This window comes from Streptomyces sp. NBC_01463, assembly GCA_036227345.1.
In the GTDB taxonomy this organism is placed as follows: domain Bacteria; phylum Actinomycetota; class Actinomycetes; order Streptomycetales; family Streptomycetaceae; genus Streptomyces.
This window is the reverse complement of the sequence record CP109468.1, coordinates 3,444,739-3,462,897: the sequence shown is the minus strand read 5'-3', so window position 1 is coordinate 3,462,897 and position 18,159 is coordinate 3,444,739. Positions and strand designations below refer to the sequence as shown.

7 protein-coding genes are annotated in these 18,159 nt (G+C 72.3%); 3 read left to right on the top strand and 4 right to left on the bottom strand.

The window, feature by feature from the left end:
- Positions 1-3: 3 nt before the first annotated feature.
- Positions 4-1,449: an FAD-dependent monooxygenase gene (locus OG521_15110; GenBank protein WUW22052.1), complete on the bottom strand. Its 1,446-nt coding sequence runs from the start codon at positions 1,447-1,449 to the stop codon at positions 4-6.
- A gap of 70 nt (positions 1,450-1,519) precedes the next feature.
- On the opposite strand from OG521_15110, the gene OG521_15105 reads away from it, so the two are divergent.
- Positions 1,520-2,167, top strand: coding sequence for a TetR/AcrR family transcriptional regulator C-terminal domain-containing protein (locus OG521_15105; protein WUW22051.1), 648 nt, complete (start codon positions 1,520-1,522; stop codon positions 2,165-2,167).
- Between the two features lie 10 nt (positions 2,168-2,177).
- Here OG521_15105 and OG521_15100 read toward each other — a convergent pair whose 3' ends face one another.
- The 3 genes from OG521_15100 to OG521_15090 form a co-directional block, all read right to left on the bottom strand.
- A complete protein-coding gene (locus OG521_15100; GenBank protein ID WUW22050.1) occupies positions 2,178-3,104 on the bottom strand; it encodes a class I SAM-dependent methyltransferase in 927 nt (308 codons plus the stop codon).
- Positions 3,105-3,168: 64 nt separating this feature from the next.
- Positions 3,169-5,688 carry a YfhO family protein gene (locus OG521_15095; protein WUW22049.1) on the bottom strand — a complete coding sequence of 840 codons (2,520 nt, stop codon included), beginning with the start codon at positions 5,686-5,688 and terminating at the stop codon, positions 3,169-3,171.
- Between the two features lie 158 nt (positions 5,689-5,846).
- Positions 5,847-7,820 (bottom strand): tachylectin-related carbohydrate-binding protein, encoded by a 1,974-nt coding sequence (locus tag OG521_15090; protein WUW22048.1) that lies wholly within the window; start codon positions 7,818-7,820, stop codon positions 5,847-5,849.
- A 201-nt stretch (positions 7,821-8,021) separates the two neighbouring features.
- Here OG521_15090 and OG521_15085 point away from each other — a divergent pair, with 201 nt between their 5' ends.
- Together OG521_15085 and OG521_15080 are read left to right on the top strand one after the other, a co-directional pair.
- Complete coding sequence (locus tag OG521_15085) at positions 8,022-17,639, top strand: polymorphic toxin-type HINT domain-containing protein (protein WUW22047.1); 9,618 nt, start codon at positions 8,022-8,024, stop codon at positions 17,637-17,639.
- Complete coding sequence (locus OG521_15080; GenBank protein WUW22046.1) at positions 17,636-18,058, top strand: hypothetical protein; 423 nt, start codon at positions 17,636-17,638, stop codon at positions 18,056-18,058. The genes OG521_15085 and OG521_15080 overlap by 4 nt, the downstream gene beginning before the upstream one ends.
- The last annotated feature ends 101 nt before the right edge of the window (positions 18,059-18,159 follow it).

Sequence of the window (18,159 nt, the reverse complement as noted above, 5' to 3'; positions counted from 1 at the left end):
CGCTCATTCGGCCCGGTCCGGCGAGACGCCCGCGAGGCCCAGCGGCGCCAGGTACTCGGCGAGCCCGGTCGTGTCCTCGCCCGCCCACCCGATGTAGCCGTCGGGACGGACCAGGAACAGCCCCTTGCCGTACGCCTCGTAGGCGGCGGTGCGGTGCACCCGGATGCCGGGGCCGGCGAATCGCGGCAGCTCCGCGTCGGTGCCGACCGCCAGCAGTGTGAAGTGCGGGCCCCGGAAGACGTCGAACAGCCGCCGGTCGCCCGAGGGGCCGTCGGGGGCCCGGTCGCCGGCCTCCAGCACGCCCGCGCTGCCCACCGACAAAGGTCCCTCGCGGTAGCCGAGGCCCAGCTGCTGCGCGGCCGCTCCCCGCTCCTGCTGGCCGCGGTGGATACGCGTGGACAGGCCGAGCATCTCGGCGGCGACCGGGCGGCGCTCCTCCTCGTAACTGCCGAGCAGCGCCTCGGGCGCCCCGTGCCGCAGCACCTGGCCGAGCTTCCAGCCCAGGTTGTAGGCGTCCTGGACGCTGGTGTTGAGCCCCTGGCCGCCCGCGGGGGAGTGGACGTGGGCGGCGTCCCCGGCCAGGAAGACCCGTCCCTCGCGGAACCGGTCGGCGAGGGCGGCGCGCGGCCGGAAGTCGGAGGCCCAGAGGACCTCGGTGATGTCCCGCGCGTCCAGGTGGGTGCGTTCGGCGACCAGCGCGCGCACCCCGTCCGCCGAGGTGTCGGGTGCGCCCTCCTTGAACTGGGCGGCCAGCTGGAAGTCCATGGTCCCGGGCAGCGGGCAGAGCGTGATGAACCCCGCGTCGGTGTTCATCATGTGCCAGTTGAGCCGGTCGAGCGCGCCCTCGGCGACCCGCACGTCGGCGACCAGCATCGGCGCCGGGTCCACGGTCTCCCCGGTCATCGCGATGCCCAGGGCCCGCCGCACGGCGGAGCGGCCGCCGTCCGCCGCGACCAGGTAGGAGGCGCGGACCTCACCCGTGGACAGCCGGGCGGTGACCCCGTCGGCGTCCTGGTCGAGCCCGGTCAGCGCGGTCGAGAACACGACGTCGCCGCCGAGCTCGCGCAGCCGGGCCAGCAGGATCTCCTGGGTGCGCCACTGCGGCATCATCCACGGCTCCCCGTACGGCTCGGCGTCCGTCGGGGCGGCGACCCGGAACATCCGGTGCTCGCCCATCCGCTCACCGTTCTGCCAGGCCATCCCGACCGGGGCGGGACCGCCGTGCTCGCGGACCGCGTCGCCGACCCCGAGGTCGTCGAGGACCTCCCGGGTGCGGGGCTGGATTCCCTTGCCGCGCGATCCGGGGAAGAGCACGGGCGCCTGCTCGACGACGAGGGCGGGGACGCCGCGACGGGCCAGGTCGCAGGCCAGGGCGAGGCCGCAGGGACCCGCGCCGACGACGAGGACCGAGGTCTCCCTGATCGTTTCCTTAACGCTGTTAAGTTCCATGCTCCGGAGTGTGCACTTAACGCTGTAAAGTTGTCAAGGGAGGGCTGTCGGGGGCTGTTAGCTTGTCGAGGTGGGTACGACGAAGATCGACCGGTCCCGGGTGGCCGACACGGCGCTGCGGCTGCTGAACGAGGTGGGCCTGGAAGGGCTCAGCCTGCGCGCCATCGCGAAGGAGCTGGACGTCAAGGCGCCCGCCCTCTACTGGCACTTCAAGGACAAGCAGGCGCTGCTCGACGAGATGGCCACGGTGATGTACCGCCGGATGCTCGAAGAGGGGCTGCCGGGCCCGACCCCGGAGAGCTGGCAGGACCAGCTCGTCGCGTACAACAGCGGCCTGCGCGGCGCGCTGCTCCGCTACCGCGACGGGGCCAAGGTCTACGGCGGCGCGAAATTCACCGGCACCGACCACGCGGACGGGCTCGAAGGCCATCTGCGGACCATGGTCGACGCGGGCTTCGAGCTGTGGCAGGCGGTCCGGGCGGGCACCACCGCGTACTCCTACACGATGGGATTCGTCAGCGAGGAGCAGGGCGTCCGCCCGATGCCGGACCAGCAGCGCGAGGGCTTCGACATCGGGGAACGCGCGGAACGCCTGGCCCGCTACCCGCTGGCCGCCGCGGCGGGTGCGGAGATCTTCGCCAACTACGACGAGCGCTTCGAGGACGGTCTGCGGCTGATCGTCGCGGGCATCGAGGCGCGGTACGGCGGCCGGGCGTGAAGGGGTGGCGTCACTCCGCCCGCAGATACGCGGACGTCGACACCCGCCCCAGCATCCGCAGCCGCGAGGCGCCGCCCGCCAGGTGCTTGTCCAGGGCCTCCTGGACGCCCGGCCAGGACGCGTCGCCGTAGTCGTCGAGCACCACGACGCCGCCCGGGGCGACGATCTCCTCGACCCATTCCAGGTCGGCCGCGACGCCCTCCATGGAGTGGTCGCCGTCCACGACGATCACCCCGTAGGTGCGGTCGGCGACCGACGCCCGGACCTCCGGATCGGACGAGAACCCCTGACGGATGCGCGGCTGATGGAGCGAACCCCCGCCGGTCAGCGCCAGGTTGGCCCGCACGACGTCCTCGCGCACCGGCGTCCCGGTGGGGTCGGCCGGCTGCGAGGTGCCCGGCTGGAGCTGGGACCCGGCCAGCGGGTCGACGATCGTGAGATCCGGTTCGAGGCCCGCCCGGTGCACCATCCGGGTCAGCGCCGATGCGAACAGCCCGTACAGCGTGCCGATTTCGAGGATGCTCCCGTTCGCCGGGGCCAGCAGCGGCACCGTCGCCAGCTTCCCGCACACATTGGACGTCGAGCCTGCCAGCCGGCCCACGCCGAGCGCCTCCAGAGCCACCACGGTCCGGTAGGCGACGACGACGCTGCGCCGCGCCTTCGCCTCGTCCCCGCACAACACAGTTATCTGACGTACGAGTTCATCGATCTCGCGGGCGGGCGGAATCCGGTGCGCACCCCGCCCGGTGCCGTCCAGCAGCAGCCCCAGGGCGTACTGGCCGCGCCGCGCCTCCTCCGCGTCGCGGCGCAGGACGGCGAGCTCGCTCCGCAGCGGCTCGGCGGCACGTTCCACCCGCAGCCGGATGCGGCGGTCGACCAGGGCGATGGCGGGGCGCAGGGCGCGTTTCGTCAGACGGTTGTTCAGAAGGGAGGGCATGGGTGGGAACGTACGCGCGCGGGCATGTCCCGTCCCACCACGCGCAGATGAAGTCTCGGTGTCGTCACGGCTGTCGGGGCAACCGAACCGCCCGCCCGCGCATCCGCGCCCGCGCCCGTGGGACCAGGACCGTCGCCAGCAGCGCCGCCAGTGCCGCCGCCCCGGCGAGGCCCCCGGCCCGCAGCCCCGGCGGCCGGAACGTGCAGTCCACCGTCGTCCGGTCACCGTTCACCGGCACGGAGACCAGGCCGAGATACGAGCCGGCGGGCCGCCCGTCGCAGCTCCACCCGGCGATCCGGGGAGCCGACAGCACGGCCACCCCGTGCGTGCCCGGGGGTAGTTCGGCCCTGACGCCGCTGCCCGTGACGGAGATCCGCGTGGCACCGGTCCGCTTCAGCCCGGCCACGGCGGCGGTCAGCCGCCCCCGGTCCAGACAGCCGACGGCCTCGTGCGGAACGGTCCCGTCCCGGGCCGCCCGCAGCGACACGGAGAGCTGCCCGCCACCCGTGCCCAGCCGCTGCATCCCGGCCCGACGCCCCGGCAACTCGCCGCGGAAGTCAGTGAGTTCACCCGACACACCGAGCCGTGCCTTGCCGAACAGGTCGGGGGTCCACAGGTACACCTCGCTGCCCGCGGGACAGTTCGCGCTCAGCGTGTACGCGCCGGGCCGCACCCGGTAGTCGTACGCGTCGGTGTCCTCCGCCGCCGTACCGTCCGCGGCGTGCAGGGTCGTCGCGGGCACCGTGTACACGGACGCGCCCAGCAGTCTCTCCTGGTTGCGGAACGGCGAGCGGCCCGGCCGCGCGCCGGGACCGGCGGCGGGCCGTACAGTCACCAGCGGCGGCACGTCCTGCCGGGTGACGGTGACCGGGCGGTCGTCCGGGCTGTTCCAGCCCTGGTGGGGATCGCGCGGCATATGGACCCGGGCGCCGACCGAGAACACCGCGTCCGTCACCGGATTGTCCAGGCTGTGCAGGGCGCGGCCGTTCGACGTCCAGCCGGCGCCCAGCGCGAGGAACGTGCGGGTCAGCACGTCGGGGGTGTGGCTGCTGTAGTAGGCGCCGCCCTGCCCGCCCACCAGCATCGGGTCGTTGGCGGTGCTCTGCTCCAGGCCGGGGTCGGTCCGGTAGCGCGGCCAGCCGTCCGCACCGGCGACCGCGGCGCTCTGGAGGTCCTGGCGCTGCCCCCAGGGGGCGTAGTCGTCGAGCCGGTTCAGCCGCTGCCGGTCGGCGTAGGCGGTCGTCGCGGCGGCCTGCCCGGCCAGCGCGCCGACCAGCAGCAGCGCCGCGAGCACGGCGAACCTGCCGCTGCGGGCCAGGACCAGCGCGCCCAGCACCGCGACCAGACCCGCCGCGAACAGCGGGTACGTCCACCCGGTGACCAGTGCGCTCGACGCGGCACCGGCCGCGATGAGCACCACCACACCGCCGCCGCCCAGCAGCGCCCGCCGGTCCGGCCAGGCCGACGCCACCGCGGTCCAGGCGGCGATGACCACGAGGCCGGAGAGGACGAAGGTCTGCCGGAACGGGCTGCCGTTCGGCGTGGCGAAGGCGTGCCACAGCAGATGGGTGGGGCCCCACTGCAAGGACAGCGCGACCGCGGCCACCAGCCCCGCCCACACGAACCGTTCGGTGCGCGGCACCGCGCGCTGGAAGGCCAGCGCGCCGGCCAGCAGCAGGGCGCCGGTGCCGAGGAAGACCGCCGGACTGAAGAAGCTGTACGTGGCCGGCAGCAGCCGGGCCGCGACGTCCGGCCAGGCGGCCGGGGCGAACTCCCGTGTCCAGCCCGGGTAGGCGTGCCGTGTCCCCAGGAACACCGGCACCAGCACCGGCGCGGCCAGCCCGATCCCGATCGCCACGGTCCGCGCCGCGCGCCCCAGCCCCCGTACCCGCTCCCGTGACGTCCCGTCCTCCAGCAGCAGCCGCACCACCAGCACCAGCGCCGCGCCGAGCGTGGCCATGTACGCGGTGTAGAAGTTCGACACCCACGCCAGCGTCACCAGCAGCACCCCGAGCACCGGACGCCGCCCGGTGCGCGCCCACTCGCCGGCCAGGCACAGCAGGGGGAAGGCGATCAGCCCGTCCAGCCACATCGGGTTGTACACGGCCTCGACGACCGACCAGCCGCACAGCGCGTACGAGGCGCCGAGCACGGCCGCCATCCACTCCCGGCCGCGGCCCCGCCGCAGCGCGGTGAGCAGCCAGGTCATGGCCGCCGCCGCCACGCCGGTCTTCACCAGCGTGACCACGTAGACGGCCAGGTCGATCCGGTCCCGCGGGAAGACCCCGACGAGCAGCGCGAACGGGCTGCTCAGATACGTCCCCAGATCGGGCAGGAAGCTGGTGCCGAAGCCCGACTGCCAGTTGAGCAGCAGCCCGCCGTCCGCCTGCCCGTGCAGCAGGTCCCGGAGCCGGGTGTGGAACGGGACGAACTGGTTGCCCAGGTCGTTCACGCTGCGGGTGTGCGGGCCGAAGGGGTAGCTGCGGGCCACCGCGTCGCCGGCGCAGAGGGTGGCGACGGTGAGCAGTGCGGCCAGGGCGGCACCCCGGGCACGCGGCGACCGGAGAATCGACGGAGTCCTCATGATGGGTCGAATATGTCATCGAACATCGTGAAAACAGGGGCGTGGAAAGCCGGTTCACCTGATGGACGGCGGGGCTTCACGCAGCCATCCCCGCCCGGTCACGCACCGGGCCGGTGCCGGGGCGGAGCCGGCCTGCCGACCCCGCCCCGGCCACCCGGTCAGCTGCCGGACGGCTTGGGCAGCGCCCGGTCCTCGAACGCCGGGGCGACTGTGCCCGTGGCCGCGGAGCTGCGCGCCGCGAAGCTCTGCTGGACCTGGTAGATGCGGGTCTGGTTGTCGGCCGTACGGAAGGTGTAGGCCCAGGTCGGGCCCGCGCTGTTGGTGTAGGTGAACGCGGTCGGCGCGGTGGCGGCGGCCTCGAACGACGCCTGCTGCCAGGCCCGCCAGATGCCGCTGCCCTGGGTCGTCTCACCGGTGTTGTGGATGTAGCCGTCGGTGCCGCGCGCGGCTATCTCGGTGAGGCCGGTCAGCGGCGAGATGACGGCGCTGGGCTCGCCGTCGGCGGTCAGCCCGGCGACGGTCTCCCAGGTGCCGTACGCGCCGTTCTCGGCGGACTGGGCGGCGGTGACGATGTGGCCCTGGCCGTCGTTGGCGAACACCCGGATGCGGTAGCCGGGGTAGACCACGACCGAGGGCGTGCCGCTGATGTTCTGCGCGCCGAGCCCGGTCCAGGCGGACAGGGTGCCGTTGGCGGAGAACGTGGCGGTGGTCAGGGTGCCCGCGGTGGTGGTGGCGAAGAGCTGTACGCCGCCCCGGACGGTGACGGCCTGGAGTGTGCCGGCCAGCCCGGTGCCGCTGAGCGGCATCCAGCCCATGAAGTCCACGTTGGCCCGCTGCTGGATCCGGTACCAGGGCTTGCCGTCGGCGTCGACGGCGAACTGGACGAGCAGCCCGTCGGGGGTCTTCGCGGTGACGGGGTGGTGGGCCATGGCACCGGCCAGGTCGATCCAGCCGTTCCAGTCCGCGGAGGCCTTGGCGGTCTGGTTGCGCTGCCAGACGGCGCCGGAGGTGTTCTGCGCGGTGAGGACGACCCGGCCGTCGGTGTGCTCGGCGAGCGTGGGGCGTCCGGTGAACGCCTCGTTGCCGGACACGGTGGTCCACTGCACCCCGTTGAAGTCGGACGCGTCCGCCATCCTGCCGTGCACCAGCCGGCCGATGTTGTCCGTGTACGCGAACTCCAGCGAGCCCGTGCCGGACTGGGTCACCGCGGCCGGCGAGAAGCTCTCCAGCGGCACCGGCGGCGCGGCCGGGGTGTGGTTCGCGGTGATCCGGCAGGCGTCGGGCGCCCCCGACACGTTGGAGTAGTTCTGCCAGCCCGCGCTGCCGACGGTCTTGTTGTAGACCGGGAAGTCGCGGATGTTCTCGTCGAAGCGGTAGTAGTCGGCGACACCCGCCGCGTTCACACCGACCAGGGTGTCCCCGCCGATCGAGGTGATCCCCCGGCTGTACTGGCGCCAGTCGGCCAGGCTCTCCACGACGTGGCGCTCGATCCAGCGCTGGCTGGTGAAGTCGTAGCGCGAGCGGTAGAGCCGCCCGTCCGTCGCCGAACGGCCGTACACCACACCGGAGTCGGCGGCGACGATCAGGTCGTAGCGCTCCCAGCCCTGGTCGATGATCTTCCCGCTGTCGGCGCTGAAGGTGTCGGCGGCGGAGTCGTACTTGTACGTGCGCAGCGCGCCCTCGTTGTCCAGCACCCAGATCCGGTCGCCCCGGTCGATGGTGACCTGGTTGCGGTCCGCGGCCTTGGTCAGCCAGCCGAAGCTGGCGCTGATCTTCTTGTGGTGGATGTCCCAGGTGCCGGTCGAGCTGACCCGGTGGCTGAGGTAGAGCCCGTCGGCCTTGATTCCGTAGAAGCGCGCGCCCTGACCCGCCAGCATCCGGCCGTAGCCGGTCCAGCCGGTGTCGATGGTGCTGGGTGACGCCAGATTGCCACCGCTGACCGGGGTCGGCATGTCGTAGCGCAGCAGCTTGCCCGCGGAGTCCAGGGCGTATACGGGGCCCGTGGCCGTGCAGGTGGCGGACTCCGCCGCGTGTGCGGTGCCGGGCAGGGCCACGAGCAGCGGGAACGCGGTGATGGCGGCGGTCACGGCCGCGGCCAGGCGGGCGGTGCGTGGCGTCGAGTGGGAAGTCATGGAGTCGGACGCTAGGCGAGCGGCGGTGAACGGGGCGGTAGCGGCCGGATGAAGAAGGCGTGATCGAGATTGACGGGTACATGAATAGTCGGTGCTTCGGTCGACACAGCTCCCTCACAGTCCTCAACATCAACTGATCTGTTTCATCACGCACTTGGGGGAGCCGTGCCTGCGTACCGGAGAATCGCGCGTCGTCTGCTGATGCTTCGCGCGGTACGCGGGATCTGGGGCACGGCGGTCGGTCTCGCCGTCGCCGTGACGCTGGCCGTGGGCTCACTGGCCCTGGCCGGAAGCGGGTTCCCGCTCTTCCCGGACCGGCCCGACGCGGCCAGGGGTCCCGGTCAGCAGTGGGGGAGCGCCGAAGGGCGCAGCCACGTGGCAGGCGGACCCGGCAACACCGAGTCACCGACGTCGACACGGGCCAAGTACCCGCTGGAGCCCCCGCGGACCGCCCGGCCGGCGGTCCGGCCCAATATCGCCGAGGTCACCGCGCCGCCCGCCGCCGCGGCCACCGGATTCGACCGCGCGACCAGCACGGAGCTCGTCGCCGAGCGCGACGCCCGCAGCCGCACGTACGCCAACCAGGACGGCACCCGCACCACCGAGATCTCCCCCACGCCCCTCAACTACCGTGACGGCAAAGGCGACTGGCAGCCGATCGAGCCAGGGCTGACCGGACGCGGGAACACCGCCCGCGCGGGCGAGGGCGTCGCCGGATGGACCAACACCGCAGACTCCGTCCGCCTCCACCTCGCCGCCCGCGCCGACGCCCCGCGGCTCGCCGCCCTCACCCTCCCGACGGGCGAGTCCTTCTCCTACGCGCTGAGGGGCGCCGCGCCCGCACCCGGAAAGGCGGACGGCAGCCGGGTCAGCTACCGGCAGGTCCTGCCCGGCACCGATCTGTGGCTGGACTCGCAGGCCGGCGGGGTCAAGGAGACCCTGGTCCTGAACTCCGCCGCCGCCCCGGCCGAGTACGTCTTCCCGCTGGACCTCGACGGCCTCGACGCCACCGTCCGGGACGGCTCGGTCGTGCTCACCGGGTCCGACGGCCGCACCAGGGCCGTCATCCCGGCCGGGTTCATGACGGACGCCCGCGGCGCCACCTCGTACGCCGTCCGCTACACGCTCGTCGAAGGGGACGAAGGCCCGGCCCTGAAGGTGAACGCCGACCGCGACTGGCTCACCGACCCGGACCGGGCCTTCCCCGTCCGCGTCGACCCGTCCGTCGAGACCGGCGCCGCGTCCACCTCCATGTACGTGAGGGACGGCGGCCCCTCCGTGGTCGGCACCGACGAACTCCAGGTCGGCCGCGGTCCGTCCGGCGCGACCGCCTCCTACCTCGGCTTCCCCGGCCTCGACGAGCGGCTGCGCAACCACCGGATCTTCGGGGCGCAGCTCCAGATCGTGAACTTCGACTCCGCCTCCTGCAAGGCGCGGCCGGTCTCCGTCCACCCGGTGACCCAGTCCTGGGCGGCGGGCACCGGCACGGCCTACCCGGGCCCCTCGGTCGGCGGGGCGCTCGCCACCAGGTCGTTCGCGTACGGACACGTCGCCTTCGGCGCCTCGAAGTCCAACTGCCCCGCGGCCGGGGAGCTCTTCGACCTCGGCAGGGGCGGCCGCGACCTGGTCCAGCGCTGGGCCGACGGCACCCAGGCCAACAACGGACTGTCGCTGCGCGCCTCGGCGACCGACAGCCTCTCCTTCAAGAAGCTCACCGGCCACGCCACCGCGAACCCGCCGAAGCTGTTCGTCACGCACTCCCCGTACAGCGCCACGTACGCCTTCCCCAAGCCCGTCCCCGACCCGCCGGTGCTCCAGAACCAGGCCGGCAAGGTCAAGGTCACGGTCACGAACACCGGCGCCGAGACGTGGACCCCCGGCACCTACTACCTCGCGTACCGCGCGTACGACGCCAAGGGCAAGCTGGTCACCCAGCAGCGGACCGCCAACCTCACCGGCAGTGTCGCCCACGGGGCGAAGACCACCCTCGACGCCACCATCAAGGCGCTGCCCCCGGGCACGTACCTGCTCGACTTCACCATGGTCCGCACCGGCGGCAAGGTCTTCACCGACGAACAGGTACCGCCCGGCCGGCTCACCCTCCAGGTCTTCGACATCGCCCCGGTGGTCAAGGAGCAGTTCCCGCCCAACGGCTACCAGGCCCAGACCCTCACCCCGCAGCTGTGGGCCGCCGGCGTCGACATCGACGCCCCGCCCGGCTCCGCCCTCCAGTACAAGTACGAGATCTGCCAGGCGGACAAGGACGGCAAGCCGACCGGCTGCACCACCTCCGCCTACCAGACGGCGTCCGCCTACCCCGTCCCGGCCGGCCGGCTGAAGTGGGGCACCACCTACCTGTGGCGCGGCTTCGTCAAGGACGCCTCCAACGAGGTCCCCACCGCGCAGGTCGCCCTCGTCGCCGCCGTGCCGCAGCCCGAGATCACCTCACGGCTGTCCGAGGCACCCGGCAAGGAGTTCGACCCGAACGCCGGGAACTTCACCTCATCCGCGATCGACGCCTCCCTCACCACGACCGGGCCCGACCTGACCCTCGTCCGCACGTACAACAGCCTCGACCCGAGGCGTGACCTCGCCTTCGGCGCGGGCTGGTCGACCCGGTACGACATGCGGCTCACCCCCGACGACGACGGCAGCGGCAACGTCGTCATCCGCTACCCCGACGGCCAGGACGTCCGCTTCGGGAAGAACCCGGACGGCACCTTCGCCCCGCCGCCCGGCCGGTACGCCAAGCTCACCCTCGACGCCACGGCCGGCACCTACCGGCTCCAGGACAAGTCCGGCACCAGCTACGACTTCAGCACCGGCGGCCTGCTCGCGAAGATCACGGACGCCTCGTCGAACGTGGTCACGTACACCTGGTCCGGCGGGAGGATCCAGAGCGCCGCGCATCCCCGCAGCGGCCGCGCGCTGACCTTCACCTGGACCGGCTCCCACGTCACCGCGGTGTCGACCAACCCCGTCAACGGCGCCCCGCTCACCTGGTCGTACACCTACACCGGCGATCTGCTCGACACGGTCTGCGACCCGGCCGGCGGCTGCACCCGCTACGCGTACGGAACCGGCAGCCACTACGCCAGTACCGTCCTCGACTCCCGCCCCGAGTCCTACTGGAAGCTGGGCGAGGCCGAGGGAACCGCGGCCGACAGCGCGGTGGAGGCCAACCTCGCCAAGGACCGCGGCACCTCCACCGACGTCACCCTCGGTGCCGCCGGGGCGATACCCGGCGACCCGGGCACCGCGGCCGGCTTCAACGGCAGCACCTCCCGCGTCACGCTGCCCTCCGGCACCCTCAAGAAGAGCCGCGACGCGGCCGTCGAGGTGTGGTTCAAGACACCCGCCACCGGCGTCGGCGGGCCGCTCCTCGGCTACCAGAACAAGGCGTGGGGGACCGCCCCGGGGACCGGTGTGCCCGCCCTGTACGTCGGCAACGACGGCAAGCTGCGCGGCCAGTTCTGGACCGGGACCGCCGCCCCGATCACCGACCTCACCAAGAACGTCAACGACGGCAAGTGGCACCACGCCGTCCTCTCCGCCTCCGGCTCCACCCAGAGCCTCTACCTGGACGGGAAGCTCTCCGGCACCCTCACCGGCAAGCAGCTCGTCGCCGGCGACCTCACCCACAACCAGATCGGCGCCGCCCACGCCACCACACCCGCCTCCTGGCCCGGCTGGGGCAGCACCGCGGCCCGCTCCTTCGCCGGCACCATCGACGACGTCGCCGTCTACCACCACCCGCTGGGCGCGACGGCCGTCGCGGGCCACTACCGCGAGGGCACCCGTACCGCCGACGTCCTGACCCGGACGACGCTGCCCTCCGGCCGCACCGCGTCCGAGGTCACGTACGACACCGCCCGCGACCGCGTCCAGGAGTACACCGACCGCAACGGCGGGACCTGGAAGATCGGCACCCCCGCCGTCTTCGGCAACGACACGGACCTGCGCCGCACCGTCGAGGTCCACGACCCGGCGGACTCGCCGTACTTCTACGAGTACGACGGCCTGACCTCCCGGATGCTGCGCTACGGCGAACCGATGGCGCTCGGCGCCCGCGAGTCCGGCCCGTCGCCGAGCCCGTCGGACACCGACCCGCCGGCGGAGGTCTGCACCGAACCCGACCCGGGCGACCCGGCCTTCTGCACCAACCCGCCCGGCGACGGCGGCAGCGAACCCGACTTCATCCGGCACCCCGCCGACGGAGTGGCCATCCGCCTCTTCGCCTACGACGACAACGGCTTCCAGACCGGCATCACCAGCGAGAACGGCGACCGGGTCACCCTCGGCTACGACGACCGGGGCAACGTCACCAGCCGCACCACCTGCCGGACCAAGGACGACTGCCAGACCACGTACACCACCTTCCCCACCCCGGCCGGCGACATCGACCTGCGCGCCGACCAGCCCTCGCAGACCCTGGACGGCCGCTCCTCAGGACCCACCGACACCCGCTACCGCACCCAGTTCCAGTACGACACACGAGGACTGCTCACCCTGCAGACGGCGGCCGACGGCGGCACCGTCAGGAACACCTACACCACGGGCGCCGAACCGGCCGTCGGCGGCGGCAACGCGCCCACCGGCCTCCCGCTGACCTCGACCGACCCGCGCGGCAAGGTCACCCGCTACCTCTACTTCACCACCGGCGACCTCGCCCAGGTCACCGAACCCTCGGGCCTGGTCACGAAGTTCACCTACGACGCCCTGGGCCGCAAACTCACCGAGACGGCCGTCTCGGACGCCCAGCCCGCCGGTGCCACCGTCACCCTTGCCTACGACAAGCTGTCCCGGCTCGTCTCCACCACCGAACCCGCCGCCACCAACGTCGTCACCCGCACGCAGCACCAGCAGCGCACCGTCACCGGCTACGACGCCGACGGCAACACCGTGCGCACCGAGGTCAGCGACGTGCTCGGCGGTGACGCCCCCCGGGTGATGACCTTCGAGCACGACGCGTACGGGCGGCCGGAGAAGGTGACCGACGCCGAGGGCAGCGAGACCACCTACGGCTACGACGCGCTCGGCAACAAGACCTCGATGGTGGACGCCAACGGCAACCACTTCGACTACGTCTACACCGCGCGCAACATGATGGCCGAGACCCGGATGCGCGACTGGGACGACGACGGCGGGAACCCGGACTACACCGTCGTGCAGTCGTACGCGTACGACATGGGCGGCCGGGTCGTCCGCAACACCGACGCGATGGGGCGCGACCTCGTCTACGAGTACTTCGGCGACGACCTCCTCAAGTCCATGACCCTCAAGGGCTTCCACGACCCGGACGGCACCCGGCGGGACATCGTCGTCGAGTCCAACACCTACGACGGTGCGGGCAACGTCCTGACCGAGACGGCGGACAACGGCAAGCTCGTCACCGCGTACACCTACGACGCGGTCGGTCGCACCAAGTCCGAGGTCACCGACCCGTCCGGGCTCGCCCGCCGGACCACGTACAGCTACGACCTCGCGGGCAACGTGGAGACCACCGCGTCCAACGGCGCCCCGTCCAACGTGCCGTGGCCCACGAGTGCCACGCCCGAGACCGTCCGTTACGTCTACGACAACGCGGGCAACGCCGAGCAGGAGATCGTCCAGAACGGCACCGAGAGCCGCGCCACGGTCTACGCCTACGACCAGCGCGGACTCGTCACCGCCCGCACGGACCCGGCGGGCCACCGCACCGACTACGCCTACGACGAGGTCGGCCGCCCCCTCTCGGCCACCGCGCCCGCCGTGGCGACCGAGTCGGGCGGCTCGGCCCCCGTCACCTCCCGGCCCACCACCTACACCGGCTACGACAGCTTCGGCGCGGTCACCGAGTCCGTCGACGCGGCCGGCAACACCAACCGCACCACCTACGACCGGCTGGGGCGCGCCCTCACCGCCACCGCACCCGACTACCGGGCGCCCGGCACCACCGGGACGGTCACCCCGACGACCTCGCGGAGCTACGACGCGCTGGGCAACGTGGTCACCGCGACCGACCCGCTCGGCCGGGTCACCGAGTTCGGCTACGACCGGCAGAACCGGCTCACCACCAAGGACGTGCCCGTCGGCACGGACGACGAGCACGCCCGGTGGGCGTACACCTACACCCGCACCGGTGAACTCCTCACCGTCACCGGCCCGGACGGTGCCCGCGCCGAGACGACGTACGACGACCTGGACCGGCCCGTCACCACCACCACGATCGAACGCACCCCGCAGCCCGGCGCGTTCACCACCCGCAACGAGTACGACGACGCGGGCAACGTGGTCAGGCAGACCGCACCCGGCGGCGGCGTCAGCCTCTACGGCTACGACAGTCTCGGACAGCTCACCCGGGCGACCGACCCCGGCGGGGTGGTCACCCAGCTCGGCTACGACATGAGCGGGCGCGAGGTCCGCAGCACCGACGGTATGGGCCGCACCTCGGCCAAGCTCTTCGACGCCTTCGGCCAACTCGTGCAGGACTCCGACCTGGACACGGACAACAGCCCGCTGCGCAAGGTCGACTACGGCTACGACACCGCCGGCAACCTCACCACCTCCACCGACCCGCTGGGCCGCACCACCCGCTACGACTACGACGCCCTCGGCCGGCTGACCGGCCAGAGCGAACCGGTCTCCGCGACCGATTCCGTCACCACCTCCTTCGGGTACGACGCGCTCGGCAACCGCACCCGCTACACCGACGGCCGCGGCAACAAGACCCTCTACACGGTCAACACCCTCGGCCTGCCCGAGTCCGTCGTCGAACCGGAGACCGGCCGCGACCCGGCACCGCAGGACCGCACCTGGACCACCGCGTACGACGCCGCGGGCCAGGCCGTGCAGGTCACCGCACCCGGCGGTGTGGTCCGGACCCGCGGATACGACCGGGCCGGCCTCCTCGTCCACGAGACCGGCAGCGGCGCCGAGGCCGCCACCGCGGAGAAGACCTTCGGCTACGACGCGTCGGGCCGGCTGACGAAGGCCTCGTCCCCCGAGGGCGACAACACCTACGCGTACAACGACCGCGGCTCGCTGACCGAGGCGAAGGGGCCGTCCGGCGACGCGACCTACACCTACGACTCCGACGGCCTCCTCACCTCCCGCACGGACGCCGCCGGCACGGCCGACTTCGGCTACGTCCGCAGACAGCTGACCTCGGCCACGGACCCGCTGACCGGCGCCGCCCAGACCTACCGCTACGACGGGGCGGGGTCCGTCAAGGAGATCGGCTACGGCGCCGGCCAGTCCCGCACCTTCGACTACGACGAGCTGGGCCGGATCGACACGGACACCGTCAGGAACAGCGGCGGCGCCACCATCGCGGCCACCGACTACGGATACGACACCGACGACCACCTCACCTCCAAGGAGACCACCGGCACGACCGGAGCCGGGGAGAACACCTACGGCTACGACGACGCCGGACGCCTCACCTCCTGGACCGAGAACGGCACCACCACCGAGTACGGCTGGGACGACAGCGGCAACCGGACCCGCAACGGCGACAAGACCGCCACCTTCGACGAACGCAACCGGCTGCTGTCGGACGGGGACTACACCTACGACCACACCCCGCGCGGCACCCTGGCCGGTCGCACCAGCTCCGGGATGACGGAGGAGTTCACCTTCGACGCCTTCGACCGCCTGACGAAGGCGGGGGAGTCCGGCACCGAGTACACCTACGACTCCCTGGACCGGGTGGCCTCCCGCGACGGGGCGGACTTCAGCTACGCGGGCCTCGCCCCCGACCCGGTCAAGGACAACAACTCCACCTATGGCAGGGGTCCGTCCGACGAACTGCTCTCGGTCGCCGAGGGCACCGGAGCGGCGCAGTTCACGGTCTCGGACAAGCACGGGGACGTGGTCGGAGACCTGTCGGCGACCGACGGCTCGGCCACCGCGCTGACCGGCTCCACGGCCTTCGACCCGTTCGGGCAGCCGTCCGCGGAGAACGCGGGGCAGCCGGGCACCGCGGGCAACGCCGGCTACCAGGGCGACTGGACCGACCCTGACACCGAGCAGGTGAACATGGGGGCGCGCTGGTACGACCCCGCCACCGGGGCGTTCGACTCCAGGGACTCCTACACCTACGCCTCCGGAGCCTCGGTCCTCGCCAACCGGTACACCTACGGCGCGGGTTCACCGATGGACTACTCCGACCCGGACGGGCACTGGCCCAGCTGCGGCTGGTGCAAGAAGGCGTACAACAAGGTCAAGAACAACAAGTACGTCCGGGCCGCCGTCAAGACGGCCAAGACCATCGTGAAGGCGGTCGTCTACACGGTCCGCCATCCCGTCTCCGCCCTGCGCAAGGCCCTCAGCTACGCGGGCAAGGTGGCGAGCTACATCTACCGCAAGTCCGGCCTCAAGACGATCGTCGACGCCGGTGTGCGGATCGCCAAGAGCGTCGGACGCAGTACCGGGGCCACCCAATGGGCCCGGGAGAAGGCGGCCGAGGCGCGCCGGATCTACCACGAGACACGGGCCGCGGTCAGCCGCAAGGCCCGGGAGGCGGCGGCGTTCGTCGCGAAGCACAACCCGATCCCCGACATCGTGGCCGCGGCCCGGCCGCTCATGGCGGTGGCCAAGGCGATCGTGACGGCCGATCCCAATCTGCCGGCAATCCTCGTCGGCGCGGCCAGGAACGTGATCGCGGACGTGGCGAAGGCGACGGACGCCATCCGCGAGGCCGTGGTCGAACAGGTCGGCGCCGTCGTCGAGACGGTCCGTGACTCCGTGGACTGGGGCGCGGTGTGGGAGGGCGTCAAGACGGTCGGCAACGTCGTCGGGGACGTCACGGGCTTCAACGACATCAGGGACTGCGTCACCACCGGCGACATGGAGGCCTGCGCCTGGGCCGTCGCGACGGTGGCCGGTGTCGCCCTCGGCGGAGTCGGCGCGGGCGCGGTCCGGGCGGCCAAGGCGGGCCGGATGGCGACGAAGGCCGCGAAGTACGCGGACGACATCGCGAAGGCCGCGAAGAAGGCCGACGACACCCTGGACCGCGTCGAGTCGGCGGTTGAATGCGCCCAGCTCGCCTCGGACCTGGTGGGCAACAGCTTCGTGCCGGGTACCGACGTGCTGATGGCCGACGGCAGCCGGCAACCGATCGAACGGGTCGAGGCGGGCGACCGGGTCCGGGCCACCGACCCCACCACCGGGAAGACCTCGACCCAGGAGGTCACGGCCACCATCAAGGGGAAGGGCCAGAAGAAACTGGTCCGCCTGACCCTCGACACGGACGGCGACAGGGGCGAGGCGACCGACACCCTGACCGCGACCGCCGGCCACCCGTTCTGGGTCCCGTCCGCCCGCAAGTGGCTGAAGGCCGGGGAACTGAAGCCGGGCCAGTGGCTGGAGACCGGCTCCGGCACCCGCGTCCAGGTGGCCGCGGTCCGCGCCTGGACCCAGCAGGCGGCGGTCTACAACCTGAGCGTGGCCCGGGCGCATACGTACTATGTGGCGGCGGGGGCCACGCCGGTTCTGGTTCACAACTGTCTTTCGGCCAGCCCCCATACGCTGGAGCGCACGGAATCGCTGGAAGGCGCGTTCTCCCGGCAGCATGTGGACGAGATCGCCGACAGCATGAGCCGCGACGGATGGAGCGGGGACCCCATCGAGGTCCTTGAACACAATGACCGCAAGTATGTGATCAACGGACACCACAGGGTCGCCGCCGCCAAGAAGGCCGGGATCGATGTCCAGTACCGTTCGCTCAGCCTCGAAGAGGTGCAGGCCTACGGCTACAAGGATGTGGATCAGGTGATCTGGTCGGCGGTCGAGGTCGGCCGGGACTTTCCCACGAACCGCAGAGGGCGGCGCAGATGAGCGGTACCGGGGAGGAGGCGGAGGCCACGGTCGCCGCGTTCCTGGCGGACCTGCGCCGCATCAGGCAGGGCCTGCTGTGCGAGTACCCGGAGTTCTCCGGGCTGGCGGCTGTCCTGAGCGGCGTACGGTCGGGCGGCCTTCCCCGCCGGGGCCGGACGGCCGAAGGGTTCGCCTACTCGGTGCACGGACGGGGCTGCCTGCTCCTGGCCCCGGACGGCACGGAGATCGATGTGGATCTCCTGCCGAACGGGCACGAGGCCTTCGACGTCTGGAGGCTGGGCCGGGCCGGGACGAGCCGGGGCACTCCGCCCTTTCCCGACGACGCCACGCTGCTGAGCGCGTGCCGCCGCCTCGTCGACCGGGGTCTTCTGACCGAACCCGAACCCGGCTGGTTCGCCCTCACCGCTCCACAGCGGTAGACAGGCCCCGCCGCTCCGCGGCGGGGCCTGTCGTCGACCTGTGCTCCGTGGTTTCCGCCCCCGACGCCGCGCGGGCCCCCACGCGGCGCCCACCCGCCCCC